The 23982-nt window shown below is 68.8% G+C and carries 24 protein-coding genes; 13 read left to right on the plus strand and 11 right to left on the minus strand.

Annotated features, from left to right (window positions below):
• Positions 1–165: 165 nt before the first annotated feature.
• Complete coding sequence (locus OSC30_RS13865; protein WP_267172459.1) at positions 166–1743, plus strand: tetratricopeptide repeat-containing sulfotransferase family protein; 1578 nt, start codon at positions 166–168, stop codon at positions 1741–1743.
• A 67-nt stretch (positions 1744–1810) separates the two neighbouring features.
• Here OSC30_RS13865 and OSC30_RS13870 read toward each other — a convergent pair whose 3' ends face one another.
• A complete protein-coding gene (locus OSC30_RS13870) occupies positions 1811–2197 on the minus strand; it encodes a YkgJ family cysteine cluster protein (RefSeq protein ID WP_267172460.1) in 387 nt (128 codons plus the stop codon).
• A gap of 285 nt (positions 2198–2482) precedes the next feature.
• The gene (gene ypfJ, locus OSC30_RS13875) at positions 2483–3346 is read right to left on the minus strand and encodes a KPN_02809 family neutral zinc metallopeptidase (protein WP_267172461.1); all 864 of its coding nucleotides are present in this window, start codon (positions 3344–3346) and stop codon (positions 2483–2485) included.
• A 119-nt stretch (positions 3347–3465) separates the two neighbouring features.
• Between ypfJ and OSC30_RS13880 the strand changes: the two genes are divergently transcribed.
• The 5 genes from OSC30_RS13880 to OSC30_RS13900 all read left to right on the plus strand — a co-directional run bounded on the left by OSC30_RS13880 (position 3466) and on the right by OSC30_RS13900 (position 7574).
• On the plus strand, positions 3466–3861 hold the full coding sequence (locus OSC30_RS13880; protein ID WP_267172462.1) for an MAPEG family protein: 396 nt from the start codon (positions 3466–3468) through the stop codon (positions 3859–3861).
• 98 nt (positions 3862–3959) lie between these two features.
• The gene (locus tag OSC30_RS13885; protein WP_267172463.1) at positions 3960–4757 is read left to right on the plus strand and encodes a CPBP family intramembrane glutamic endopeptidase; all 798 of its coding nucleotides are present in this window, start codon (positions 3960–3962) and stop codon (positions 4755–4757) included.
• A gap of 178 nt (positions 4758–4935) precedes the next feature.
• A complete protein-coding gene (locus OSC30_RS13890; RefSeq protein WP_267172464.1) occupies positions 4936–5478 on the plus strand; it encodes a hypothetical protein in 543 nt (180 codons plus the stop codon).
• A gap of 21 nt (positions 5479–5499) precedes the next feature.
• The gene (locus OSC30_RS13895; protein WP_267172465.1) at positions 5500–6975 is read left to right on the plus strand and encodes a phospholipase effector Tle1 domain-containing protein; all 1476 of its coding nucleotides are present in this window, start codon (positions 5500–5502) and stop codon (positions 6973–6975) included.
• Between the two features lie 26 nt (positions 6976–7001).
• On the plus strand, positions 7002–7574 hold the full coding sequence (locus tag OSC30_RS13900; RefSeq protein WP_267172466.1) for a hypothetical protein: 573 nt from the start codon (positions 7002–7004) through the stop codon (positions 7572–7574).
• A 7-nt stretch (positions 7575–7581) separates the two neighbouring features.
• Here OSC30_RS13900 and OSC30_RS13905 read toward each other — a convergent pair whose 3' ends face one another.
• Both OSC30_RS13905 and OSC30_RS13910 read right to left on the minus strand, forming a co-directional pair.
• Positions 7582–8154, minus strand: coding sequence for a Maf family protein (locus OSC30_RS13905; RefSeq protein ID WP_267172467.1), 573 nt, complete (start codon positions 8152–8154; stop codon positions 7582–7584).
• A gap of 78 nt (positions 8155–8232) precedes the next feature.
• Positions 8233–8682 carry a GNAT family N-acetyltransferase gene (locus OSC30_RS13910; protein ID WP_267172468.1) on the minus strand — a complete coding sequence of 150 codons (450 nt, stop codon included), beginning with the start codon at positions 8680–8682 and terminating at the stop codon, positions 8233–8235.
• Between the two features lie 160 nt (positions 8683–8842).
• Here OSC30_RS13910 and OSC30_RS13915 point away from each other — a divergent pair, with 160 nt between their 5' ends.
• Positions 8843–9397 carry a DUF4142 domain-containing protein gene (locus tag OSC30_RS13915; protein WP_267172469.1) on the plus strand — a complete coding sequence of 185 codons (555 nt, stop codon included), beginning with the start codon at positions 8843–8845 and terminating at the stop codon, positions 9395–9397.
• Positions 9398–9812: 415 nt separating this feature from the next.
• On the opposite strand, the gene OSC30_RS13920 is transcribed toward OSC30_RS13915, so the two are convergent.
• From OSC30_RS13920 to OSC30_RS13930, 3 genes are read right to left on the minus strand one after another with little or no spacing between them, the layout of a single operon-like run.
• A complete protein-coding gene (locus OSC30_RS13920; RefSeq protein ID WP_267172470.1) occupies positions 9813–11408 on the minus strand; it encodes a GMC family oxidoreductase in 1596 nt (531 codons plus the stop codon).
• Between the two features lie 2 nt (positions 11409–11410).
• Positions 11411–11758 carry a hypothetical protein gene (locus tag OSC30_RS13925; RefSeq protein ID WP_267172471.1) on the minus strand — a complete coding sequence of 116 codons (348 nt, stop codon included), beginning with the start codon at positions 11756–11758 and terminating at the stop codon, positions 11411–11413.
• Positions 11759–11764: 6 nt separating this feature from the next.
• Positions 11765–13102, minus strand: a complete 1338-nt coding sequence (locus tag OSC30_RS13930; protein WP_267172472.1) for an AsmA family protein — start codon at positions 13100–13102, stop codon at positions 11765–11767.
• Between the two features lie 139 nt (positions 13103–13241).
• Between OSC30_RS13930 and OSC30_RS13935 the strand changes: the two genes are divergently transcribed.
• The 3 genes from OSC30_RS13935 to OSC30_RS13945 all read left to right on the plus strand — a co-directional run bounded on the left by OSC30_RS13935 (position 13242) and on the right by OSC30_RS13945 (position 14935).
• A complete protein-coding gene (locus OSC30_RS13935; RefSeq protein ID WP_267172473.1) occupies positions 13242–13400 on the plus strand; it encodes a hypothetical protein in 159 nt (52 codons plus the stop codon).
• Positions 13401–13475: 75 nt separating this feature from the next.
• Positions 13476–13793: a hypothetical protein gene (locus OSC30_RS13940; protein ID WP_267172474.1), complete on the plus strand. Its 318-nt coding sequence runs from the start codon at positions 13476–13478 to the stop codon at positions 13791–13793.
• A 62-nt stretch (positions 13794–13855) separates the two neighbouring features.
• A complete protein-coding gene (locus OSC30_RS13945; protein WP_267172475.1) occupies positions 13856–14935 on the plus strand; it encodes a DUF1615 domain-containing protein in 1080 nt (359 codons plus the stop codon).
• A gap of 179 nt (positions 14936–15114) precedes the next feature.
• Here OSC30_RS13945 and OSC30_RS13950 read toward each other — a convergent pair whose 3' ends face one another.
• Entirely contained in the window at positions 15115–16392 is a 1278-nt protein-coding gene (locus OSC30_RS13950) for a DUF763 domain-containing protein (protein WP_267172476.1), read from the minus strand.
• 200 nt (positions 16393–16592) lie between these two features.
• Here OSC30_RS13950 and OSC30_RS13955 point away from each other — a divergent pair, with 200 nt between their 5' ends.
• The 3 genes from OSC30_RS13955 (at position 16593) to OSC30_RS13965 (ending at position 20045) form a co-directional block, all read left to right on the plus strand.
• Positions 16593–17696, plus strand: a complete 1104-nt coding sequence (locus OSC30_RS13955; RefSeq protein WP_267172477.1) for an aminoglycoside phosphotransferase family protein — start codon at positions 16593–16595, stop codon at positions 17694–17696.
• A complete protein-coding gene (murU, locus tag OSC30_RS13960; RefSeq protein ID WP_267172478.1) occupies positions 17693–18403 on the plus strand; it encodes an N-acetylmuramate alpha-1-phosphate uridylyltransferase MurU in 711 nt (236 codons plus the stop codon). The genes OSC30_RS13955 and murU overlap by 4 nt, the downstream gene beginning before the upstream one ends.
• Positions 18404–18560: 157 nt before the next feature.
• Entirely contained in the window at positions 18561–20045 is a 1485-nt protein-coding gene (locus OSC30_RS13965; protein WP_267172479.1) for a sensor histidine kinase, read from the plus strand.
• A 63-nt stretch (positions 20046–20108) separates the two neighbouring features.
• On the opposite strand, the gene motB is transcribed toward OSC30_RS13965, so the two are convergent.
• The 3 genes from motB to secF form a co-directional block, all read right to left on the minus strand.
• The gene (gene motB / locus OSC30_RS13970; RefSeq protein ID WP_267172480.1) at positions 20109–21185 is read right to left on the minus strand and encodes a flagellar motor protein MotB; all 1077 of its coding nucleotides are present in this window, start codon (positions 21183–21185) and stop codon (positions 20109–20111) included.
• A complete protein-coding gene (gene motA, locus OSC30_RS13975; RefSeq protein ID WP_267172481.1) occupies positions 21182–22051 on the minus strand; it encodes a flagellar motor stator protein MotA in 870 nt (289 codons plus the stop codon). The genes motB and motA overlap by 4 nt, the downstream gene beginning before the upstream one ends.
• Positions 22052–22995: 944 nt before the next feature.
• Positions 22996–23967, minus strand: a complete 972-nt coding sequence (secF, locus tag OSC30_RS13980) for a protein translocase subunit SecF (RefSeq protein WP_267172482.1) — start codon at positions 23965–23967, stop codon at positions 22996–22998.
• Positions 23968–23982 lie beyond the last annotated feature (15 nt).

Raw genomic sequence — 23982 nt, forward strand, 5'->3', positions numbered from 1 at the left:
CCCCACGCGGGTCCTTCGGCTTCGCGCCGCACCCCGTGTGACGGCGCGGGGAGCGTGCGCGCCGCCCGCTCGCCCTCGGCCCGCGGCGGGACGTACCATCGCCGTTCCACCCGGCGAGACTACACAATGCCCGCTTCCTGGCCCCGCCCCGAGCACCCGACCGACATGGCCACGCGCACCGCGGGTCTCTCGCCCGGTCAGGTGCAACGACTGGAGGCGGCGGCCCGGGGCATTCGCGATGGCGCGCTGCCGCCGGCCCAGCACACGCTCGGCACCCTGCTGGCGGAGGCTTCGGAGCATCCCGAGGCCCTGCGCCTGCTCGGCATCCTGCACACCCGCGCCCGGCAGCCCGACGCGGCGCGCGAGGTGCTGACGCGGGCGCTGGGGCACTGGCCCGACGACCCGCTGCTGCTCACCGACCTGGGCAACGCCGAACAGTCCGCCGGCGATGTGGAGACCGCGCTAGCGTATTGGCGGCGCACCTGTGCGCTGGCGCCGGATTACCCGATGGGCTGGTTCAACCTGGGTCGCAACCTGCAGGTGCTGGGTTTCACCGAGCCCGCGATCGAGGCGCTGGAGCACGCCTGCGCGGCCGACGCCGGACTGCTGCCCGCGCACGTTCTGCTTGGCGATGCGCTGGTGCATCTGGGCCGCTTCGACGAAGCCGACCGCAGCTACCGCGCGGCGCTGGGGCTGCACCCGGCATGCGGCGATGCCTGGCGCGGCCTGGCCAACATGAAGACACGGCCGTTGTCGGCCACGGACCGCGACCGGCTGGCCGCCCTGCTCCAGCGCGCCGACCTGGCCGAAACCGACCGCATCGCCATGGGCTTTGCCCTCGGCAAGGCGCGCGAGGATCAGGGCGCCTACGCGGAAGCCTTTGCCGCGCTGGGCGATGCCAACGCACGCCAGCGTCGCCTGGCGCCCTGGAACGCGGGCGGCTTCCACGCATTCACCAAAGCGGTGGTCGCCGCCAGCGGCGCGCTGCCGACGCCGGTAGATCCCACGCTGGGCAGCGAAGCCATCTTCATCGTCGGCCTGCCGCGTTCCGGTTCCACGTTGTTCGAACAGATCCTCGCCGCACACCCGCAGGTGGAAGGCGCCAGCGAGCTGCCCGACCTGGGCGAGGTGCTGGCGGAGGAGTCCGCCCGCCGTCGCCAGCCGTTCCCGCAGTGGGTACCCGCCGCCAGCGCGCAGGACTGGCAGCGGCTGGGCCAGCGCTATCTCGAGCGCACCGAGCGCTGGCGCCGGCAGCGTCCGCGCTTCACCGACAAGTTGCCGGAAAACTGGCTCTACAGCGGCGTGCTGGCCGCGATGCTTCCGGCGGCGCGCATCGTCGACGCGCGGCGCGATGCACTGGAGGCCGGATGGTCGTGCTTCAAGCAGCAGTTCTACCGGCTGCCGCACTTCGCCTGCACGCTGACCGACATCGCCGCCTACGTGCGTGATTACGAAGCGGCCATGGACCGCTGGCAGGCGGGGGCGCCCGCGCGCATCCGCACCCAGCGCTACGAGGCGCTGCTGGCCGATCCGGAGGCCGAGATCCGCGCCCTGCTCGACTTCTGCGGCCTGCCCTTCGACCCTGCCTGCCTGGATTTCCACCGCGCCATGCGCAGCGTGCGCACGCCCAGTGCCGCACAGGTACGCCAGCCCCTCGACCGCAACACCGCACGCGCCGAGCGCTACGGCCACCTGCTCGATCCGCTGCGATTGGGCCTGGGACGGCCGCTGGCGCCACGGTAGGGGCACTCCGGGGACATCGCGCGGCGTTCTCGGCTTCGCCGCGCCGGAACCGCGCGCCCCGCGCCCCTCACGCGCTCTGCGGCAACGGAGGCACGCTGTCGTCCGGATGGTCGAGCCAGTCCTCCGGCGCGAGCGGGGTCAGCCCGTGGGCGATGCGGCCTTTGTCGCACTGGGGGCTGTGCCGCCCGAACTCCCACGACGGCTCGACCTCGCGGCACACCGAGGGCTTGATCGGATGGATGCCGCAGTGGGCGGCCTCGCCGATGGTCCCCTTCAGCGCCACGCAGCGTGGCTGCTTCGATTGGGTACCGCGCATCACCACCCGGTGTGGGTCAAGCTTTTCGGTGAGCTCCGCGGGCACGGTTCCGCCCAGGAAGGGGTCGGTTTCGGACCAGTGGAAGGCAATGCGGAAGTAGGCGCAGCACGCGCCGCAGCTCAGGCAGGGATGGGCCATGGGACGGACCGAAGGCGCACCCCCTGGCGCGCAGCGCGCGGATTCTAGGGTATGGCGAAGTTTTGCGGTAGAGGGATGGAGGGGAGGAAAAACCCTTTGGAGGCAGCTGTTTAGGGATGATTGGGTTTGGCTGTCCTGAGGCTGGCAACCCTTCGACTTCGCTTCGCTACGCTCAGGGCGAACGGCATGGGCGAACGGTATGGGTGAACAGCATGGATGGACCGTTCACCCTGAGCGTAGGCCCGCAGGGCCGAAGTCGAAGGGCCGCCCCGCGACCGCGCTCACTCAGATGTCCCCGGAGAAGGTGTCGCAACTGGACGGCTGCCCACTCTCCAGCCCGGCCTTGAACCACTTCACCCGTTGCGCCGAGCTGCCGTGGGTAAACGAGTCTGGCACCACCGTGCCCCGTGCTTCGCGCTGCAGCGTGTCGTCGCCGATCTGGCTGGCGGCGTTGAGCGCCTCCTCCACGTCGCCCGCTTCCAGCCAGTGCAGCCGTTGCTCGCTGCGGTTGGCCCACACGCCGGCAAAACAGTCGGCCTGCAATTCCTGCCGCACGGACAGGCCACGGGCGCCTTCCATCGGCGCGCCCTGCGCGCGCGCCTGTTGCACCTGGTCGAACACGCCCAGTTGCTTCTGCACATGGTGGCCCACCTCGTGCGCGATCACGTAGGCCTGGGCGAAATCCCCGGCTGCGCCGAAGCGGTCCTGCAATTCCTGGAAGAAGGACAGATCGAGGTAGATCTTCTCGTCGCCGGGGCAGTAGAACGGCCCGACCGCGGTGGAAGCCAGTCCGCAGGCGGTGCGCACGCCACCGCTGAACAGGTCCAGCGTGGGATCGGCGTACTGGCGCCCGCTGGCGGCGAAGATGTCGCCCCAGGTCTTCTCGGTCGAACCGAGGATCGCGCTGACGAAGTCGCGCTGTTGCGGATCGACCTGCGCCGGCTGGCCGGCCGGCACCGCCTGGCCGGGCTGGCCGCCCTGGTCGAGCAGCGCGGTGGGATCCTTGAAGAACACCCAGCCCAGGATCGCCAGCACGATCAGGCCGCCGACGCCCAGCCCGCGGCCGCCGCCGAAGCGGAACCCGCCACCGCCGCCCCGGCCGCTGTCGATCTCGACGTTGCGACTGCGCTCGCCCTTCTGCCAGTCCATGCCGTCCGCCTCGCCATGCGCCGCAGCGCGGTCGCGCGACCATACTCGCCGTCGCGTCTGGCGTGCGTGGACGTTGCCGCTACAGTAGGCCACCGTTCAAGCGATCGCGAAGCCCACCGATGACACAACACCTGCCTGCCCTGGTCACCCTGCTTGCCGTCCTGCTGATGTTCGGCACTGCCTTCGCGGTGGGCCGGGCGCGCGGCCGCTACGGCATCCACGCCCCCGCGACCAGCGGCCATCCGGCGTTCGAGCGCGCCTTCCGCGTGCAGATGAACACGCTCGAGGCCGCGCTGCTGTTCCTGCCCACGCTGTGGCTGGCCGCGGCCTACGGCTTTGCGTTCTGGGCGGGCATCGCCGGCCTGGCTTGGCTGGCCGGGCGCATCTGGTACGCGCTGGCTTACTTGCGCGAAGCATCCCGGCGCGGTGCGGGTTTCGCGCTCGGCATGCTGGCCTGGGTGGCTACACTGCTGATGGCAGTGCTCGGCCTGGGCCAGGCCATGCTGGCCGGCTGACCCGACTTCCGGGGGATTGCGGCGCGCCCGGCCTGGCCGCTAGCGTGGGTGTTCGGGCCGCGCACGTCCGCCCCTTCCAAGCAGATCCCGCACGGCCGATGTCCTCCCGCTCCCTCCATCCCTCACTGCACGATACGCGGCTGCCCCACCTGGGCAGCGCCATCGGGATGATCGTCCTTTATTTCGTCCTGCAGTTCGTGGCCAGCGGGCTGGTAGGGCTGGTGCTGGGCTTCGCGATGGGCGTCTCGGGCACGCCGGCCAGCGGCATGGCGGCGCGCATCCGGATGGTGCTGGCACAACCGGATGTCCACGCGCTGCTGGTGATCCTGACACTCCTGCTGGCCGCCAGCGCGACCCTGGTGCTGGTGCGGCGGCTGTGGCCGGCGGCCTGGTCGCATGGCGCCCCGCCGGGTTTGGGGCTGACCCGTCCCGGCCAGCCGATGTATTACCTGGCGGCGGTGTTGCTGGGGCTGGCCCTGCCGATCGCCGGCGGCTGGCTGACCCGGTGGGTCGCGCACGGCCACGAGGTGACCCAGGACGTCAAGCAGATCGGCAGCGCCGCCACGCTGGCCCTGCGCATTCCGATGGCGCTGCTGGTGGTCAGCCTGGGACCGCTGGTGGAGGAACTGCTGTTCCGCGGAGCACTTCTTTCGGCCCTGTTGCGGCGTGTCGGCACCGGCTGGGCGATCGCCCTCAGCTCGCTGCTGTTCGCCTGCGTGCACCTGCCCGATCTCGGCTTCCTGTGGTACGCCGTGCCCAACCTGGCCCTGCTGGCCGCGGTCCTGGCCTGGCTGCGGCTGCGTTCCGGTTCGCTGTGGCCGGCCGTGGTCGCGCATGGCGTAAACAACCTGCTGGCGGTGGTGGCCTGGTTCGTCATGTCATCCGGCGCTGCCTGAAGAATCAGCGAAACCTGTCGCAACCAGGCGCATGGGTCCGTTGCAGGCCTACAAAGGCATGTCATAGATTCGGACCTTCTCCGTTCCGTATCGAGCAGGACGCCCGATGATGCGATTGCCCCGCCCCGCCCTCCGCACCTTGTTGCTCCTTCTCGCACTGACAGGATGTCTATCCGCCATGGCACTTCCTGCAAAAACCTCGGCCTCGACGACGCACAGGCCGCCAAATCATTTTCCACTTAAGTTCAAGCAGCATAATTTTCGCGCCCATTGCTACAACACAATCGGCTGCGAGGTGATTTACGCCAACAACAACTTCACTCGACGTTATTACGGTGACAAGATCGCTCCACCGCCGTCCTCAACCGATTATCGGGACGCGTGGGGCTTGGCTGGTTATCTAGGAATACCTAATTTCCCACCGCCAGCTGAAGTGAAATGGAAGTCGCTCGATGGCATGGCCCATGAAGCCAAAGTCGATATCGGCGCCATCTTTAAAGACGAACTTATTCGTTATAACGTTCCTAACGACCAGATCGCTGAAGGCCTGTATCCCGGCCCGGGACCAGCAGGACCGCCAAGCATTTTTCTTGAGGTGAACGATCGCACGATAAGCGTTTTCATGAAAGCAATCATTCCCACGAAAAAAGAACAAATACCTGGTAATAAGTACAGCAATTTCAGGGACGATTTGATCTTGACTTGGACGCGAACGTACTAACGACAGGAACTGGAGCCACGGATGGGCAACGAGGACATCACCGACGGCCTTTTGAACGATGGCGTCTCATCTTATCCAGCCAGCGCTAGCGATATGTTGTTCTACCGGGATGCCAGTGCCTCGCTATCGCGCTTCAAGGCACCCACTTTCCTTCGATCGAATGATCCGCACACACGCCTTTTTGTAGCGGCCTTCGACGGCACCGGCAATGACAAGTTCAAAGATCCGCTGCACGCCACCAATGTTGCCAAAATCGATGGCCAGATCGTTGACCTGCTTGATAATGGCCAGCAAAACATTAGCGTCGGCTACGTACCTGGTCCCGGCACGGAGGATCATGCGATCAGGCGTGTCTTTGATGGCGCCATCGGCTTTACCCATGGCGCGCGCGTCGAAGCGATGTATGCCCAATTCTTAGGTAAGGCCGCAGAATGGCTCCGCGAGGATCCGAATGCCAAGATCAGTCTTGCCGATATTGGCTTCAGCCGAGGAGCGGAAGAAGCGGCGAGCTTCGCCCGATTGGTCCACGAACGCGGCATCCAGGATCCGCTTGGCGCGATTTACAGCTACGACTCCCACGGCAACATCACCCACGTTGAGTACACCAAGCCTCCCCTGGTCGAACCCGGCAAGGTAGCCCAGGCCGTCGGGCTGTTCGACCCGGTAGGCACCGGCGCGCCGGTGAAAGACTACGACCGGCGGCTACCGCCGTCGGTGATCTCCGGCGTGCAGATCTTCGCCAAGGACGAGCACCGCGGGTTGTTCAAGTCCGATCACATCATCGATCCAGGCCTGACGCCGGACGGCCGCTTCTTGGGCGTGCTGGTGCCAGGCGCGCATTCGGACGTGGGTGGCGGTTACCTGCGCAACGGCCTGAGCATCCGCAGCGGCAACCTGATGGTTGATTACCTCAACGCACTGAGCGACCGCCCGTTCCTGGAAAAATCGCCCGAGCCGACCGACCCCCGCCTCAACGTGGTGCACCGGTCCACCGAGGGCTTGTTTCTCTACCGGGTGTGGAACAAGGTCGACCGGCTGGAGCCGGGCGGCTATAACACGCTGGAGGCACCGACACACCATCACCACGGCTACCGCGTGGTCGGCGATCCCTACAACGCCCTGCCGCGCGACGAGGCGTTGATCCAGCAATTCGAATTCCAGCCGGTCGCCATCGGGCCGGTCCCGGAAGACGCTCGCGAAACGGGCCGACAGCCGACAACGGCCGATCAGGACGCCACGCAGCCGGCCCTGGCCGGCGACGTCAGCGGCAACTCGGTCGATGCCATGGTCGAGCGGCTATACCAGGCCGCCCTCAAGCGCGACGATAGCGCCATGGATGCCGTGGCGGGCGATTACCTGCGGTCGCCGCAAGGCGGCAACTGGTGGCGCGAGATCCAGCAGTACAGCCAGGCAACGGCGATGCCTTCGCTGGAACCCGTGCTTGCCGGCCAGGGCCCGATGCAGGAGGCTTCCGCGGCGGTGGCCATGCAGCGGTGACGGAAACACAGGCGAGAGAGAAGCCCATGGACGGCGGTCACATCGACGAAGTGAAGCAAATGCTGGTCAAGCTCGCGGTCATCGCCGAGCAGCTTGACGCGCGCAGCCGGGGCGTCCTGCAGCGCATCGAAACCAATGCAACGGCGCTCGACCGCAGCGCGCAGCGCTGGACCGACGGCGCTGACGCCTTCTCGCGCAAAGTGCTGGAAGCCATCGGTTCGCAGGCGCGCGAAAGCATCGCGTCCGCGACGCGGCAGGCACTGGGTCCAGCAGACACGCAACTGCGCCAGAGCGCGGACGCGGCGAAATGGGCGGCCAACGCCCTGGCCGAGCAGCGCAAGCTGCTCACGCGCGCCCAGGGCTCGCTGCTGCGCAACGGCCTGCTCGCCTTGCTGGCAGGCACGGTGCTGGCCGTGGCAGGCAGCGGCTGGATCACCTGGCACAACATGCACCGCGCCGCGCTGGGGGATGACGTGCTGCAGGCGGTGCGCTCCGGCGCGCTCGTGCGCTGCCCGGACAGCCCGTCCCTGTGTGTCAGGATCGGCGCCCAGCCTCGTCGCAGTGGCGATCGCGGCCAGTACCTGGTGGTGCAGCCGTAAGCGCCCCCTAGTCCGGTAGGATGCCGAACCCGCGCAGCAGTCGCGCGGTCTCGAACAGCGGCAGTCCCATCACGCCGGAATAGCTGCCCTCCAGGCGCTCGACCAGCACCGCGCCGCGTCCCTGGATTGCATAGGCGCCAGCCTTGCCGAACGGCTCGCCCGTGGCGACATAGGCGGCGATCGTCGCCTCGTCCAGGGCGGCGAAGCGCACGCTGGAGAGGCAAAGCTCGTGGCGTGCCTGCCCCGCGCTCACGCCCCACACCGCCGACACGACCGCGTGCGTACGACCCGCAAGCCGCCGCAGCATGTCCGCGGCCTGCCGTGCGTCCGCCGGCTTGCCGAACACCTCGCCGTCCAGTACCACTTCGGTGTCCGAGCCGAGCACGATCGCAGCGGAGACATCCGCCAGCCCGGCCAGTCCCGCCTGCGCTTTGTCGCGCGCGACACGGCTGACGTAATCCTCGGGCGACTCGCCCGCTTCGCGCACTTCGGGCACGTCCACGTCCAGCGCTTCATAGGACACGCCGAGTTGCCGCAACAGTTCGCGGCGACGGGGAGACTGGGAGGCGAGATAGAGCATGGCGGACCGGTCGGCCAAGGGAGTCAGGATCAAGGGCCGGGAGTGCGCCTCGACGCAACCGGCCATAAAGACGTGCCGCTAGAGCGTGAGCGCGTACTCGCAGAACTGGCGGTCGCGCTGCCAGCCCAGCGCTTCGTAGAGCGCCTGCGCCGGCCCGTTATCCAGCGCGGTAGACAGCGACAGGCTGGCCGCGCCGAGCGCGCGGGCATGCGCGGCCGCCTCGCGCAACAGCGCCCCGGCCACACCCTGCCGCCGCGCCGAAGGCGCCACGAACAGGTCGTTGAGCAGGTAACTGCGCACCATCCGCACCGACGAGAACACCGGGTAGAGCTGGGTAAAGCCCAGCCCGGCGCCCTGCCCGTCCAGCGCAAGCAGGATCACCGACTGGTGGTGCGCGAAGCGCGCCGCCAGGAAGCCGCGGGCGCCCTCCGCATCGGCGCGCTGGCCATAGAACTGCCGATAGCCGTCGAACAGCGGCACCAGCACATCGAGGTCGTGGACGGTGGCTTGGCGGACATGGACGGGCATGGCGACTCCGGCAAAGGGAATGCGCCGAACGTAGCGATCCGCCGGCATCCGCACAAGCCTGCCGCCGCCAAACATGACGAGCCGCCTTCACGGCCGCTAGAGCGCGCCTTTCCGGTCCGGCGGCTAGCGTTCGGGCTCCACGCCTGCAACGGAGCCGTTCATGAAGCTGCCATCAGTCCCGACCCCCGCCGCTCGCCGCCTGCTGCTCGGCCTTGGGCTCGCATGCGCTGCAATGGCCCCGCCGTCGCCCGCCGCGGAGACGCCAAGCACGTCGCACACGCTGAACAAGCAGGAACAGGCCTTCGTCGCCAAGGCCACCGCCGACAATTCGATGCAGATCACCCTGGCCAAGGTCGCGCTGGACCGCTCCGCCAGCGCTCAGGTTCGCGCGTTGGCGCAACAGGTCATCGACGACCACGAGGCCTTGAACCGCAAGTTCACGGATTTCTCGGTCGCCCAGAAGGCCCGTGGCCAGGCCCACGGCACGCCGCCGGAAGATGTCACCGAGGACACCCTGCAACTGCAGCGGTTACAGGGCGAGGCGCTGGACCAGGCCTTCGCGGGCATGATGGTCAAGGAGCACCAGAAGATCATCCCGCTGTATGAACAGGCGGCCAGGGACGCCCACGATCCGGAGTTGCGCGGGATCGCGCGCGACGGACTGCCCATGCTCAGGGACCACCTGCAGGTTGCGCAGGCGATCACGGCCAAGTGAGGCGTTCGCCTCGCGGGGATCAGTTATCGACGGCTCCGGCCGGACTGTTGCCGCGGACATGCGGTCCGTAAGGGAACCTCGAACAACTCCCTCTCGCGCGACGCTTTTGTAGGAGCCCACTTGTGGGCGATGCCCTTACGCCTGATTGCACCGGCAGAAGCATCGCCCACAAGTGGGCTCCCACAGTGGGCGTCGGAAGCTTTCGTTTTTCGAGGGTTTCCGTAAAGAGCGCGCCCGTGCGCGTCCGGTCCCGTCCGGATGCCCCTACGGTCGCGCGCGTCCAGCCGCCGCCGGTCGTTGCAGGTGTCTTCGGGCGGGTGTGGCTTTCCGCTCGCCCGATAGCCCGCAAGTGGGCTCTACAGGTGCTCGGCACGGTGATCGGTCGGCGGACGGTGAGGCGGCGGCGATGCCGGGCTCAGTCGGGACCGGCCAATACGAAGGCTGCCGCCCTCTCGCCGATCATGGCCGAGGGCGCCTCGGTGTTTCCGCTCACGAGCGTGGGCATGATCGAAGCGTCGGCCACGCGCAGGCCCTGTACGCCGCGCACGCGCAACTGCGGGTCGACCACGGCACGCGCATCGGCACCCATGCGGCAGGTGCCGACCGGGTGATAGATGGTGTCGGCGTGCGCGCGGATCAGCGCGCGCAAACCCTCGTCGTCCTCCGCGCCGTTGCCGTGCAACGGCCGCCCGCGGTAGGGGGCCCATACCGGTGCGGCGAGGATGCGGCGCACGATGCGCGCGCCCTCGAGCAGCAGCTCCCGATCCTGCGGCGCGGCGAGGAAGTGCGGATCGATCAACGGCGCGCGGGCGATGTCGGCCGCGGCCAGGCGCACGCGGCCGCGGCTTTGCGGGCGCAACACGCAGACGTGCAGCGCGATGCCGGTGGACAGGTGCATGCGGCGGTTGTGGTCATCGACCATGCCGACGCAGAAATGCAGTTGCAGGTCCGGCCGGTCCAGCGCCGGATCGCTCTTGATGAAACCGCCGGCCTCGGCGGCGTTGCTGGTCAGCAGGCCTTCGCCGCGCGCGCGGAACGCGCCGATGCTGCCGGCCACGCGCGCCACCGCCACCGGATGCAGGCCAAGCAGGCCCGCGGCGCGCATCCGTACGTTGGCGGCGTAGTCGATGTGGTCCTGCAGGTGCTCGCCCACGTCCGGCGCGTCATGCACCACCGGGATGCCTAGTTCGCGCAAGTGCGCCGCCGGGCCAACGCCCGAGAGCATCAGCAACTGCGGCGAGCCGATCGCGCCGGCGCACAGGATCACCTCGCGCCGCGCCTGCAGCTGCCGCCCACCGATGATGACGCCGCACGCACGCTTCCCCTCGAACAGGATGCGCCGCACCGGCTGCCCGGCCAGCACGCGCAGGTTGGGCCGGGCCCCGCCATCGCCGAGGTAGGCGCTTCCGGCATCGACCCGGTGACCGTCGCGCTGGAACACCTGGTACAGGCCCACGCCCTCTTGGCGAGGGCCGTTGAAGTCGTCGTTGGGCCGATAGCCGCACTGCACCGCCGCATCGACGAAGACGCGGCTGAGCGGACTGGGCGAGCGCAGGTCGCTCACCGGCAGCGGCCCGCCGACCCCGTGCCAGTCGTCGGCCCCGCGCTGGTTGTCTTCGATGCGGCGGAACAGCGGCAACACCTCGCGCCAACTCCAGCCCGCGCAACCGAGCGCTGCCCAGCCGTCGTAATCCTGGGGCTGGCCGCGGGTACAGATCATCGCGTTGATCAGGCTGCTGCCACCCACGCCGCGGCCGCGGGGCACGTAGCCGCGACGGCCATCCAGTTGCTCTTGCGGTACGGTCTGGTAGGCGTAGTTGTGACGGTTGCGGAACGGCACCAGCGCGGCGATGCCCAGCGGCACCCGGCTGAGCCAGGAGGGCGTGGCCGGCCCCGTTTCCACGAGGCACACTGACGGCCGCTCCGGCGCATCGGCCAGCCGCGCCGCCACCGCGCAGCCGGCCGGGCCGGCACCGATCACGATGTAATCGGCCGCTTCCGCGTCGGCCAAGCTCAATGCCCCGGATTGAGCGCGTTCTGCAGCAGGTTGTTGAGCACGTCCTCTTTCTTCTTGCTGGGCGGCTCGCGCGTCGCCGGCTTGGCGCTGTCGCCGTGGCTGCCGGCTTCCAGCAATCCGGCGGCGGCACGCGGGTCGAGCTTGAAGCTGGGCGCGCTGGCGGTGCCGCCCACATGCACGCCCACGCCGTTGGTACTCATGCCCTTGAGCAGGCCGCCGAGGGCGCTGCCGGCCTTGGAACCACCCAGCAGGCCAGCCAGCCCCTGCCCGGCCTGGCCGGCCCCGGTGATGCCCTTGTCCAGCTTGACCAGCATGCGGAAATCGAGCCCGCCGTCGGCAGCCATGCGGCCCTAGCCGGTGAAACTGCCCAGCTGCGCGATCTGCGCGCGGGCCGGGTCGGCGTCGATCCCCTTGGGCGAGATGGTGAGCGTGGCCTCGGCGTGGCGGATCACGGTGTCCTTCGGCGCGCTGATGCCGACCAGCGCCAGCGCGCCACCGAGCTTGGCGCCCAGGCTGTAGCCGGCCAGCCGCGTGTCGTCCAGCGCGACCGGGCCGTGGATGACCAGGGCATCGAGCGGGCCGCGCACGGTGAGATCCATGCTGGCGGTACCGCCGGCCAGCCGCGAGTCCTTCGGCAGGATCACCCCGAACACCGGCAGCAGCGGCTGCAGGTCGTCGATCGGCTGCCGCTGGCCTTTCACGGTGAGGTCCAGCTTCATCACCGCCGGCCGGTTGTCGAAGCTGCCGCCGATGGCCAGCTCGGCCGCGCCGCTATGCAGCACGGTGCCGCTGATGCGGCCGGTGCCGGCGGCCAGCCGATAACTGGCGTTGTAGTCGATCTGCAACGGCTGCGGGGAAGGTGCGCCGGAGGCGACCAGTTGCAGCTTGCGCGCCTCGATGCGGCCCTTCGAGGTCAGCACGCCCTTGGCCGAGACAATGCGCGTATCCAGGTCGAGCACGCCGCCGACGCCACTGTCGCGCGCCATCAGCCCGGCGCCGACCAGGTCCAGGTCATGCATCGCCAGTTGCGCGTCGACCGGCGTCAGCACGGCGTTGCCCGCCTTCCACGGACCAAGCTTGCCCTCGAGCGCCAGCGTGCCGCCGCCGGCGATGTCGGCGGCAAGCTGGAACGGGAACGCCGTCTGCGTGCCGACATGGTCCGCGCTCAGCCGCACGTGGCTGTAGACCTTGCGGTCGCCGGCCATGCGCGTCAGTTCGATGCGTCCGTCCTCGATGCGCAACCGCTCGACCGTGAGCCCGGACGGCGCCGCGGCCGCCTCTTCCGGTGCCGGCGCCGGCCCGCCACCAAGCCCGGCAAAGTTCCACTCGCCCTTGCGGTTCTGCAGCAGGCGCACCACGGGCTGTTCGAGCGTCAGCGAGGTGACGTGCAGTTCGCGGTGGACCAGCAGCGGCCACAGTTGCACGCCCAGTTCCAGCGACCGGGCGCTGACGAAGGGCTGTTCGCCGAAGGCCGGGTCGTCGCCGATGCGGATCTGCTCCGCCTCCAGCGAGCCGGACCACAGCGCCATGTGGAGCTTGCCGATGCTCACCTGGCGCCCGACCGCCTTGCCCAGCGAGGCCTGGATCTGCGGACGGAAGTGGTTGACGTCCACCAGCAGCAAGGCCGCGGCGGCGAGTGCCACCAACGCCAACACGACGACGATCAATCCGATCCACAGGCGCTTCATGGCTCATCTCCCCCGGCAAGAATCCCGATACTAACCAAACACCCACGCCGGTTCCGACCTTCCGGCATCGCGGGCGTGACGTGGTTCCCGGGCCCGGTACGGTTGAACCTGCCGCTGAGCGAACCCATTTCGATGCTCCATGGGTTGTCTTCCGGTTCCGCTGTTCTTCCTGCTCGGCTTCGGCATCGGTTACGCCCTGAACGGCACGACGGGTGCGCTTTGGGGTGCGGGTATCGGCCTGGCGCTGGGGCTGGCCGGCATGGGCTGGTTGATCCGCCTGATGCGTAGCCGCCGCTGAACCGGCAGAACCTGCGCGCTGGCGTTTCAGTACGGCGCATAGTCGAATGACAAGCCGTCGCGACCGGAGTTTCGGGTGCTCAAAGACATAGACCGCCTCAACCGACGGCTCGATCGCTTCGAGCGCCGGCTGCCGCGCTGGGTCCGCCTGCCGCTGCGGTGGCTGCGTGCGCCTTCGTCGCGCTGGGTACGCATTCCGGTGGGCGTGCTGTTGATCGTGGCCGGGCTGTTCAGCTTCCTGCCGCTGCTGGGCTTGTGGATGTTGCCGCTGGGCCTGGTGCTGCTCGCCCAGGATCTGCCCTTCCTGCGCCGCCCCACGCGCTGGGCGCTGAGCCAGCTGGAGCGGCGCTGGCTGCGCTGGAGGCGCCGACGGCGCAAGGAGGCCGGGAGATGAAAGTCCCTGCCGCATCCGCCGGGGAGAGGTCGGGCACCAGGTCCTGCCTGCGCCTCGCAACCATGCTCGCCCTGCTCGCGCTGCTCGGCGGCTGCGCGCGGCCGCGCGTGGAAGCGCCGCCGCGCCGCCCGGCCGAGGTGCGCGCGCAGATCGTGCGGATGCTGCCCGCCGATACCGCCGACCGCGGCGGCTGGGCAACCGATGTCTACGCCGCCTTCGCCGCGCTGGACATCCCGCCGACCGACAGCAACCTGTGCGCAGCGCTGGCCGTTACCGCGCAGGAGTCGTCCTTCCACGCGGAACCCCAAGTGCCCGGCCTGGCCCGCATCGCGCGCAAGGAGATCGACCGTCGCGCCGCGCAACACCACATCCCCGGGTTTCTCGTGCGCGCCGCGCTCGCGCTGGACTCACCCGGCGGCAAGAGCTACGGCGAGCGCCTGGCCGCGGTGCGCACCGAGCGCGAGCTCAGCCGGCTGTACGAGGACTTCATCGGCATGGTGCCGCTGGGCCGGCGGCTGCTGGGCGACGGCAACCCGGTGCACACCGGCGGCCCGATGCAGGTCAGCGTGGCCTTCGCCGAAGATTACGCGAACGATCACGCCTATCCGTACCCCGTCGACGGGTCGATTCGCCACGAGGTGTTCAGCCGTCGCGGCGGCATGTATTTCGGGATCGCCCATCTGCTGGGCTATCCGGCGGACTACCCGCGCATGCTCTACCGCTTCGCCGACTTCAACGCCGGCTGGTACGCCAGCCGCAATGCAGCGTTCCAGAACGCCGTGAGCGTGGCCTCCGGCATTCCGCTGGACTTCGACGGCGACCTGCTCCGCTACGACGGCGGCGTCGGCGCCACCGAACGCGCTGTGCGCACGCTGGTGGGCCGGCTGGACCTGGACGAAGGCGACATCCACGACGCACTGGCGCAGGGCGAGAGCCCCGACTTCGCGCGCACCGACCTGTACGCACGCGTGTTTGAGCTGGCCGAGGCCACCGCCCGCAAGCCGCTGCCGCGCGCCATGCTGCCGCGCATCCGCCTGGAAAGCCCCAAGATCACCCGCAAGCTCACCACCGCCTGGTTCGCCAAGCGCGTGGATGGGCGCTACCAGCGTTGCCTGAAGCTGGCATCGCGACACCGGCACTGACCGCGCTCCGCGGGGCGCCCATGTGGAGGCCGGGGCAGGCGCACGACTTCGGCGCTTCGCGCCTACGCGCAGTGCTGCTGGGCCATACCGTCCCGATCTTGAGACCGACCGTAGGGTGGGCTTCAGCCCACCACGCGCTTGCGGGAAAGGCGGTGGGCTGAAGCCCACCCTACGAAGCGCTAGGAAACTTTCTTCCGCCCGGCTGACAGCTCCGCCGGCGGCTCCCAGCCAAACACGCTGCGTCCGCCGTACTCGTGCGAGCGCGCGCGCTCGTCGGCGATGTACTGCTCCACCGACGGGCCCTTGGCGTGCCGTTCCAGCCGGCGCGCCTGTTCGTCGAGCCGCTTGAGCGCGGCCAGTTGTTCGTCGCGGCCCAGCTTCGCGTTCTCCACGGCGGACTTCAGCACGCCGATGGTGTGGTCGTAGACGCGCGTGGGTACCGGGAACGGGTGGCGGTCCTTGCCGCCGTGCGCCAGCGAGAAGCGCGCCGGATCGCTGAAACGGCACGGCGCGCCATGCACCACCTCGGCCACCATCGCCAGCGCGCGCACGGTGCGGGCGCCCACGCCCGGCACCTGCAGCAGTTCGATGAAATCGCGCGGACCGTTCTGCGCCGCGGCGGCCAGCGCGCCATGCAGGCGCCGCGTGACCACGTCGGTACCGCGCACGTCGTGGTGGTCGGGCATCGAAAGGTGCGGCAACAGCCCCAGTTGCAGCGGTGCGTCGGCCGGCGGCGCGGGCGCAGGCTTGCCTTCGATGCGCCCCAGTTCGCGCGCGATGCCGTCGGGTCCCAGCGTCTGCAGCAGATCCAGTTGCGCCAGGCGCGAGGCCTGCGCGCGACGGTCGGCCAGGTTCACGATGCGCCCCTGCCCCGGCCCATCGACCGCCGCGTGCGGGTCGTCGACGAAGCTTTTGAGGTTCTCCGACAGCCAGTGGTAGCGGCGCGCCTGGCGGCGCTCGCCGTTCATGCCCTGCTGCACCACCACCCACTGGCCGTCGTCGCTGACGATGAAACCGTGCAGGTAGAGATCGAACCCATCCTGCACCGCGGCACTGTCCACCTTGGCCACCAGCCGGCTCGCGCTTGCCAGCGCGCTGCCGTCGAAGCCGACCCTCTCGCCGATCGCCACCAGCTCGCCCGGCGTGGCGCGCGAATACTTGCCGCGCCCGCCACACGCGTGGATGCCCAGCTCGCCCGACAGCGGCGCCAGCCCGCGCTTGAGCGCACCGATCACGCTGGTGGTGATGCCGGAGGAATGCCAGTCCATGCCCATCACCGCGCCGAAGGACTGGAACCAGAACGGGTGGGCCAACCTGCGCAGGAATTCGTCGCGGCCGTACTCGCGCACGATCACCTCGGCCATCAGCGCGCCCAGCCGCGTCATCCGGTCCGCCAGCCAGCGCGGCACGCGCCCGCCATGCAGCGGCAGGTCGGCGCTTCCGGATCGTCGGGTCATGCGGTCGGGATCTCCAGCAAATGGGCAGGCGCCACCGCAGGGTGGGCTTCAGCCCACCATGCAAGCAGCGCGCAAGTCCCGAGTATCCCAGAACGCCGTCTCACGGAATGAACCTCCCGCCACCCGCCGCCTACACCGTCCCATGGACCGCGCGCGCGTCGGCTCGCTAAGCTGGGGCGATGCCCCTGCCCCACACGCCCATGACCACCGCCCCCGACCGTGCCGTCACCCGCCTCGCCTGGGCCCGCGCCACCCTCGGCGATACCACGCTCACGCTGGAGCCGGCCTCGTCCGACGCCAGTTTCCGCAGCTATTGGCGCACGCAGTCGGAGGGCACCAGCTGGATCGTGATGGACTCGCCCCCGGCACTGGAAGACCCCGCGCCATGGCTGGCCATCGGCGAGCGCCTGCGCGCGGCCGGGCTGCACGCTCCCGCGGTGCTCGCGCACGATCTCGCGCAAGGCTTCCTGCTGATCGAGGACCTTGGCCGGCAGCCCTACCTGCCGGCCTTGGCTGACGACACGGTCGATGCACTCTACGGCCAGGCCATGGACGCCCTGCTGCGCCTGCAGACCCGCGTCGATGGCACCGACCTGCCGCCGTACAACCACGCCTTCCTGCAGCGCGAACTGGAGCTGATGCCCGAATGGTTCCTGCAGCGCCACCTGGGCTACACGCCCGAGTGCGAAGAGTGGGACGTGATCGAGCAGGCATTCACCGTGCTGCTGCACAACGCCGCCGAGCAGCCGCGCGTGTTCGTGCATCGGGATTTCCACAGCCGCAACCTGATGCTCGTCGGGGACGCCGCAGCCGGTGGGCGCGGGCTGCCCTGCCTGACGCCCTTGCTTGAAACCGAGCCGGCTCCGCAATCAGCCGATCGCGTGCCGCTGTTGCGCAACCCTGGCATCATCGACTTCCAGGGCGCGCTGCACGGTCCGCTCGCTTACGACCTGGCCTCCCTGCTGCGCGATTGCTACATCGCCTGGGACGAGGCGCGCATCACGCAGTGGGTCGAGCAATATCGCCAGCGCGCGCTTCAGGCCAGCCTGCTCGATGCCGCGGTCGATACCGCCCGCTTCCGCCGCTGGGTCGACTTGATCGGCCTGCAGCGCCACCTCAAGGTGCTCGGCATCTTCTGCCGCCTGTGGTACCGCGACGGCAAACGCGGGTATCTGGCCGACCTGCCGCGCGTGCTCGGCTACGTGCTCGACGTCGCGCGCCGCTATCCCGAACTGGCCGACTTCGCTGCCTTGATCGAGCGTTGCATCGGCGATCGCGACATCACCAAGCCGGCGACCGCATGAGGCACGCGCTGATCTTCGCCGCGGGCCTGGGCGAGCGCATGCGTCCGCTCACCGAGAACACACCCAAACCGTTGCTCGAGGCCGGCGGCAAGCCGCTGATCGTATGGCATCTGGAAAAGCTCGCCGCCGCCGGCGTGCATTACGTGGTGATCAACACGTCACACCTGGCCGGTCAGTTCCCCGAGGCGCTGGGCGACGGCAGCCGCTGGGGCCTGCGCATCCGCTACGCCTACGAGGGCACGGTGCCGCTGGAAACCGGCGGCGGCATGCTCAACGCACTGCCGTTGCTTGGCGAGGCGCCCTTCATCGCGGTCAACGGCGACATCCACAGCGATGTGGACTATGCCGCGCTGCCGCTGGAGCCGCAGGGCCTCGCGCAGCTGGTGATGGTCGAAAATCCCGCGCATCACCCGCAGGGCGATTTCGCCCTCGACGCCCAAAGTCACCTGCACGACGAAGGCATGCCGCGGTTGACCTTCAGCGGCATCGGCGTCTACCGCCGCGAGCTGCTGGAGCACTGGCGCGCGGCGATAGGCGACGCCGCCGGCGCCGACGACACGCCGCCGCGGTTCAAGCTTGCTCCGCTGCTGCGCGCAGCCATGGCGCGCGGCCAAATCGGCGGTACGCACCACCGCGGAGCGTGGACCGACGTCGGCACCCCCGCCCGGCTGGCCGAGCTCGACCAGCGCCTTCCGCGGCACGACTGAGCCGCGCCACGCCGAGGCTGCCTGCACGTGGCGGCGCCGAGCTGGCGCGCGCCGTCGCGGGGGCAGGCAGGCTCCCGTGTTCCGGGTGCTGCGATGACGTGCCGTGCATGGCGCGCGCCTATAGTGGAAGAAAACAAAACCGACGAACATGCGGCCCATGGACGATAACCAACGGATGCAAGCCGATCCAGGGATGGCGCAGCGCGTGCGCAGCTACGACTGGGGCGCTACCGCGCTGGGGCCGATGGCATCGTGGCCGCAGGCGTTGCGTACCGTGGTCGACATCATCCTGTCCTCCAACCTGCCGATGGTGATGGCCTGGGGCCCGGACGCCCAACTGGTCTACAACGACGCCTACGCCGTATTCGCTGGCGGACGCCATCCGTACCTGCTCGGCCTCAATGTGCTGGCGGCCTGGCCCGAAGTGGCCGAGTTCAACCAGCACGTGCTGGACACGACGCTGGCGGGCCGGCCGCTGTCCTACAAGGACCAGCCGCTGGTGCTGTTCCGCCACGGCCATGCCGAGGAGGTCTGGCTGGACCTGGACTACACCCCGCTGCGCGACGGCGACGGTGCGCCGCGCGGCTTCCTGGCCACCGTGGTGGAAACCACCGCCCGCGTGAATGCCGAGCGCGCGTACCATCGCGCCCGCGAACAGGTCGAGCTCGCGCTCGATGCCGGCGCGGTGATCGGCACCTGGTTGTGGGACATCCAGGCCGACCGTGTCACCGCCGACAGCCGCTTCGCACGCACCTTTTCGATCGATCCGGCCCAGGCGGCCGCCGGCGTGCCGATCGATGTTTTCACCGAGCGCATCCACCCGCGCGACCGGCCGGAAGTGGAGGCGCGCATCCGCGAAAGCCTGCAGGGCGCGCCCTACCGCTGCCAGTACCGCATCCGCCAGCCGGACGACACTTACCTGTGGGTCGAAGCCTCCGGACGCTGCGAGCAGGACCCGAACGGGAAACCGACCTGCTTCGCCGGCCTGATGGTCGACGTGCAGGAGCGCAAGCTGTCCGAGCAGCAGCAGCGCACGATGATCAACGAACTCAATCACCGGGTGAAGAACACCCTGGCCATCGTGCAGTCGCTCGCCGCGCAATCGTTCAGCGGGGCTCCGTCGGTGGAAAGTGCGGCCGAGGTGTTCAACGCGCGCCTGATCTCGCTCTCGCACGCGCACGACGTGCTGACCCGCGAGCACTGGCTCAGTGCCCTGCTGGGCGACCTGGTCGAACAGATGGCGCGATCGCACAATTTCCGCGGCAGCGAGCGTTTCGACATCGAGGGGCCCCGCGTGCGGCTGTCGCCGCAGAACGCGCTGTCCTTCGCCATGGCGCTGCACGAGCTGGCCACCAACGCGATCAAGTACGGCGCGCTGGGCAACCGCGGCGGCGGCGTGCGCATCCACTGGCGGCTGGGCGAAGCCGACGGCCGGCGCGTGCTTTACCTGGACTGGGTCGAACATGGCGGCCCTTCCGTGCGCCCGCCGGAGCGCAAGGGGTTCGGCACGCGGCTGATCGAACGCAGCCTCAACCCCTCACGCAACGGCGCCGTCTGCATCGACTACCGCGAAAGCGGCCTGGCCTGCCACATCGCCGTGCCGTTGCCGGAGGTGGCAGCGGAGCCGGGCGTCCTCCTGTAGGCAACCCTTATTACCCGCTGGCCCGATCCCTTGCAGGAGCGGCGGTGGGTAGGCGCCGAAAGCTCAGCGACCCGCGGGACGCAGCGTCGGCGGGATCGGCAGCGCCGTGATCGCTACGGGCTCGCTGGCGGGAATGAGGTTGCCGGGGGGCGCGCCCTGCGTCGGTTCCGCCGCGGGCGGGACGATGTCCGCGGTCGGCGCCGGCGCGGCTTGCGTGGCCGCCGTGGGCGCCTTGCCGGGCAACGGCGGGCGGATGTCGACCACGTCCTGCGACAATGCCGCCGCCTCGGCCGCTTTGGTCATCACGATGATGCTGATGCGCCGGTTGATCGGGTTGGCCGGATGGGCCTTGTCCAGCGGCACCGAGGCGGCCAGCCCGAGCACGCGGGCAGTCTTTCCATCGAGCATGCCGCCGGCCAGTAAAGCGCGGCGCGCGGCATTGGCGCGATCGGTGGACAGCTCCCAGTTGCTGTAGTCGCGCTCGTCGGCGTACGGCGCGTCGTCGGTGTGGCCGGTGATGCTGATGCGGTTGGGCACGCGATTGATAAAATCGCCCAGCTCGCCGAGGATGGCGCGCGTGTAGTCCTTCAGCTGCGCGCTGCCCAGGTCGAACATCGGGCGGTTGAGCTTGTCGACGATCTGGATGCGCAACCCTTCGGAGGTGATGTCCAGCAGCAACTGGTCCTTGAATGGCGCCAGCGCCTGGCTGTTCTGGATGGCCGCGTGCAACTGCTCCATCAGTTCCTGCAGCCGTGCCTTTTCCTGCGCGCGGGCACGCTGCTCGAGCGCCTCCTTGGACACCGGGGCCGACGGGCCGTTGTGGCGGTCCTTGCCCGGGCCATGGGACAGATCCATAGCGCCGCCCAGCTGCACGGCCGCGTCACTGGCGCCACCGGGGCCCATCTGGCCCGGCGGTGCGACCGTGGCGTTGCCCGGGGTCATGCTGGGGTTGCGGAAGTACTCGGAAATGGCCGCCTTCTGCTCACGCGTGCCGGCGCCGAGGATCCACATCACCAGGAAGAACGCCATCATCGCGGTGACGAAGTCCGCGTAGGCGACCTTCCAGGCGCCACCGTGATGGCCATGCGCCTGCTTCTTCACCCGCTTGATGATGATCGGCGGGCCGCCCCCCTCGCTCATGCACCGGCTCCGGCGCGCGCGCCCTTGAGGTGATCCTCGAGATCCTGGAAGTTGGGTCGCGAATGGGCCGACAGCACCTTGCGCGCGAACTCCACCGACACCTTGGGGTTGTAGCCGCGCATGTTGGCCAGCAGCGCCACCTTGACGCACTCGAAGGCCTTGCCGTCCTCTCGCACGCGGCTCTCCATCGCCGCCGCCAGTGGGCCGATGAAGCCGTAGCAGAGCAGAATGCCCAGGAACGTGCCAACCAGCGCGCCGGCGATGTGCGCACCGATCTGCGAGGTGTCGCCGCCCAGGTTGGACATGGTGGTGACGATGCCCAGCACCGCCGCCACGATGCCGAAGCCCGGCAGCGCATCGGCCATCTTGGCCACCGCCTGCGCGGGTGCCTCGGCTTCGTGGTGATGGTTGTCGACTTCGGCGTCCAGCAGCGCCTCCAGCTCATGCGCCTCCATGCTGCCGCCGACGATCAGGCGCAGGCAATCGGTAATGAACTCGACCAGGTGGTGCTCGCCCAGCAGACGCGGATAAGCCGAGAAGACCGGACTCGATTGCGGGTCCTCGATGTGCGGCTCCATGCCGAGCACGCCTTCCTTGCGCATCACGCCGAAGATGTCGTACAGCAGCGCCAGCAGATCCACGTAGTCCTGCTTGCGGTACTTCGGACCCTTCAGCAGGCTGCCCACGTCACTCAGCGCGGCCTTGACGATCTTGCCGGGATTGGCCGCCAGGAAGGCGCCGATCGCGCCACCGAAGATGATCAGCAACTCATACGGCTGCCACAGCGCCAGCAGCTTGCCGTGCGACATCACATAACCACCGAGCACGCAGCCCAGCACGATCAACGAACCAACCAAAACCAACATGTCCAACACTCCGGCGGCACGAGGCCTGGCAGCATTCCGGGTTATCGGTTCGGCAACAAAAAAATTTAGGTTCATCGCCCGACCGCGGCGACTTGTCGGCCACCGGCAACCGCCCAACCGAAGAAGCCCGGCGCAGGCGAGCCAAGTGGCGGAAAGGCCGCGCAAGAGCAGCAACGTTCCTGCCCGCATCCCCGCGAGCCCCGGCCCCTCACCCCAGCCCTCTCCCCGGAGGGGAGAGGGAGCAGAGCACGCGGCTCCCGAGCGACCGCGGTAAAGCGGCGGCAGCTCCTCTACGAGCAGGCGCCCGCCAGGCAAGGCAAGAAGGCACCTAGCTCTTCTCCCACCCCGCGCTCCACAGACCCTTTCTTTTGGTTACTTTTCTTTGGGTCCGCAAAGAAAAGTGACTCGAGCGCCGACAGGCGATCGAAAGCCCGCCGCATGCGGGCCAGGTCGCGGAAGCACCGCGCAAGAACGGCGAGCCAAACAACGTCATTGCCACATTCCGGCGAGCCCCGGCCCCTCACCCCAGCCCTCTCCCCGGAGGGGAGAGGGAGCAGAGCACGCAGCTCCCGAGCGACCGCGGTAAAGCGGCGGCAGCTCCTCTATGAGCAGGCGCAAGCCAGGCAAGGCGAGAGGGCGCCTAGCTCTTCTCTCTCCCCGCGCTCCACCAGACCCTTTCTTTTGGTTACTTTTCTTTGGGTCCGCAAAGAAAAGTGACTCGAGCGCCGACAGGCGATCGAAAGCCCGCCGCAGGCGAGCCAGGTCTAGGAAGGACGCGGCCAATGCGACAAACGGCACAGCGCCCTTGCCGACATTCCCGCGAGCCCCGGCCCCTCACCCCAGCCCTCTCCCGGAGGGGAGAGGGAGCAGAGCGGCGGCTCTCGAGCGACGCCACAAAAAAGCCCGGCACGAAGCCGGGCTTTTCCAATCCCGTACCGGGAAACTCAAGGCCGGCGCGCCAGCTCCGGATTGTCCTTGGTCTGCGGCATCAGGTCCTTCTTGGACACGCCCAGCCACAGCAGGATCGGGCTCGCCACGAAGATCGAGGACAAGGTGCCGACCACGATGCCGATCAACATGGTGATCGCAAAACCGTGCACCTGCGGGCCACCGAAAAAGTACAGCGCCGCCATGGTGATGCCGGTGAACAGCGACGTGATGATGGTTCGCGACAGCGTGGTGTTGATCGAGCGGTTGAGGATCTCTTCCGGCTCGGCCTTGCGGGACAACCGGAACAACTCGCGGATACGGTCGAACACCACCACCTTGTCGTTGATCGAGTAGCCGATCACCGCCAGCACCGAGGCCAGCACGGTCAGGTCGAACTCGCGCTGCACCAGCGAGATCACGCCCAGCGTCACCAGCGTGTCGTGCACCTCGGTGAGCAGCGCGGCGATGGCGAAACGGCGCTCGAAGCGGATCCACAGGTACACGCCGATGCCGATCATCACGAAGATCGCCGCGATCGAGCCATCGCTCTTGAGCTCGTCGCCCACCTGCGGGCTGACGAAGCTGTGGCTGTTCTCGGTAGCGTCCGGGCGATCCTTCTTCAGCGCCGCCATCACGCTGGCGGCCACCTTGTCGGCGCGAGTGGAGGCGCTCTCGCCGGCCGCGGCCGCGTCACCTTCCACCTTCTTCGGCTGCAGGCGGATCAACACCTGCCGCGAACCACCCAGGCTCTGCACCACCGGATTTTCGATACCGCCCTCGTCCAGCGCGCGACGCACGTCGCCGACGTCGACCGCACGCTCGTACTTGACCTCGACCGAGATGCCGCCGGTGAAGTCCAGGCCGTAGTTGAGGCCGCGGGTGAACAGCAGCGCGATCGAGGCGATCATCAGCACGGCGGCGATGACGGTGCTGATCTTGCGCCAGTGCAGGAACGGAACATTGCTGTTGTGGTTGAAGATTTCCATTGCGTGTCCCGCCCC

Origin of the sequence: Frateuria hangzhouensis, assembly GCF_026410505.1 — a bacterium.
GTDB lineage: Bacteria > Pseudomonadota > Gammaproteobacteria > Xanthomonadales > Rhodanobacteraceae > Frateuria_A > Frateuria_A hangzhouensis.

Excerpts from the sequence above, each read along its gene's own strand:
- OSC30_RS13865 (WP_267172459.1), top strand. The coding sequence starts at position 166 with ATGGCCACGCGCACCGCGGGTCTCTCGCCCGGTCAGGTGCAACGACTG.
- OSC30_RS13870 (WP_267172460.1), bottom strand. The coding sequence starts at position 2,197 with ATGGCCCATCCCTGCCTGAGCTGCGGCGCGTGCTGCGCCTACTTCCGC.
- ypfJ (WP_267172461.1), bottom strand. The coding sequence starts at position 3,346 with ATGGACTGGCAGAAGGGCGAGCGCAGTCGCAACGTCGAGATCGACAGC.
- OSC30_RS13880 (WP_267172462.1), top strand. The coding sequence starts at position 3,466 with ATGACACAACACCTGCCTGCCCTGGTCACCCTGCTTGCCGTCCTGCTG.
- OSC30_RS13885 (WP_267172463.1), top strand. The coding sequence starts at position 3,960 with ATGTCCTCCCGCTCCCTCCATCCCTCACTGCACGATACGCGGCTGCCC.
- OSC30_RS13890 (WP_267172464.1), top strand. The coding sequence starts at position 4,936 with ATGGCACTTCCTGCAAAAACCTCGGCCTCGACGACGCACAGGCCGCCA.
- OSC30_RS13895 (WP_267172465.1), top strand. The coding sequence starts at position 5,500 with ATGGGCAACGAGGACATCACCGACGGCCTTTTGAACGATGGCGTCTCA.
- OSC30_RS13900 (WP_267172466.1), top strand. The coding sequence starts at position 7,002 with ATGGACGGCGGTCACATCGACGAAGTGAAGCAAATGCTGGTCAAGCTC.
- OSC30_RS13905 (WP_267172467.1), bottom strand. The coding sequence starts at position 8,154 with ATGCTCTATCTCGCCTCCCAGTCTCCCCGTCGCCGCGAACTGTTGCGG.
- OSC30_RS13910 (WP_267172468.1), bottom strand. The coding sequence starts at position 8,682 with ATGCCCGTCCATGTCCGCCAAGCCACCGTCCACGACCTCGATGTGCTG.
- OSC30_RS13915 (WP_267172469.1), top strand. The coding sequence starts at position 8,843 with ATGAAGCTGCCATCAGTCCCGACCCCCGCCGCTCGCCGCCTGCTGCTC.
- OSC30_RS13925 (WP_267172471.1), bottom strand. The coding sequence starts at position 11,758 with ATGGCTGCCGACGGCGGGCTCGATTTCCGCATGCTGGTCAAGCTGGAC.
- OSC30_RS13930 (WP_267172472.1), bottom strand. The coding sequence starts at position 13,102 with ATGAAGCGCCTGTGGATCGGATTGATCGTCGTCGTGTTGGCGTTGGTG.
- OSC30_RS13935 (WP_267172473.1), top strand. The coding sequence starts at position 13,242 with ATGGGTTGTCTTCCGGTTCCGCTGTTCTTCCTGCTCGGCTTCGGCATC.
- OSC30_RS13945 (WP_267172475.1), top strand. The coding sequence starts at position 13,856 with ATGCTCGCCCTGCTCGCGCTGCTCGGCGGCTGCGCGCGGCCGCGCGTG.
- OSC30_RS13950 (WP_267172476.1), bottom strand. The coding sequence starts at position 16,392 with ATGACCCGACGATCCGGAAGCGCCGACCTGCCGCTGCATGGCGGGCGC.
- OSC30_RS13955 (WP_267172477.1), top strand. The coding sequence starts at position 16,593 with ATGACCACCGCCCCCGACCGTGCCGTCACCCGCCTCGCCTGGGCCCGC.
- murU (WP_267172478.1), top strand. The coding sequence starts at position 17,693 with ATGAGGCACGCGCTGATCTTCGCCGCGGGCCTGGGCGAGCGCATGCGT.
- OSC30_RS13965 (WP_267172479.1), top strand. The coding sequence starts at position 18,561 with ATGGACGATAACCAACGGATGCAAGCCGATCCAGGGATGGCGCAGCGC.
- motB (WP_267172480.1), bottom strand. The coding sequence starts at position 21,185 with ATGAGCGAGGGGGGCGGCCCGCCGATCATCATCAAGCGGGTGAAGAAG.
- motA (WP_267172481.1), bottom strand. The coding sequence starts at position 22,051 with ATGTTGGTTTTGGTTGGTTCGTTGATCGTGCTGGGCTGCGTGCTCGGT.
- secF (WP_267172482.1), bottom strand. The coding sequence starts at position 23,967 with ATGGAAATCTTCAACCACAACAGCAATGTTCCGTTCCTGCACTGGCGC.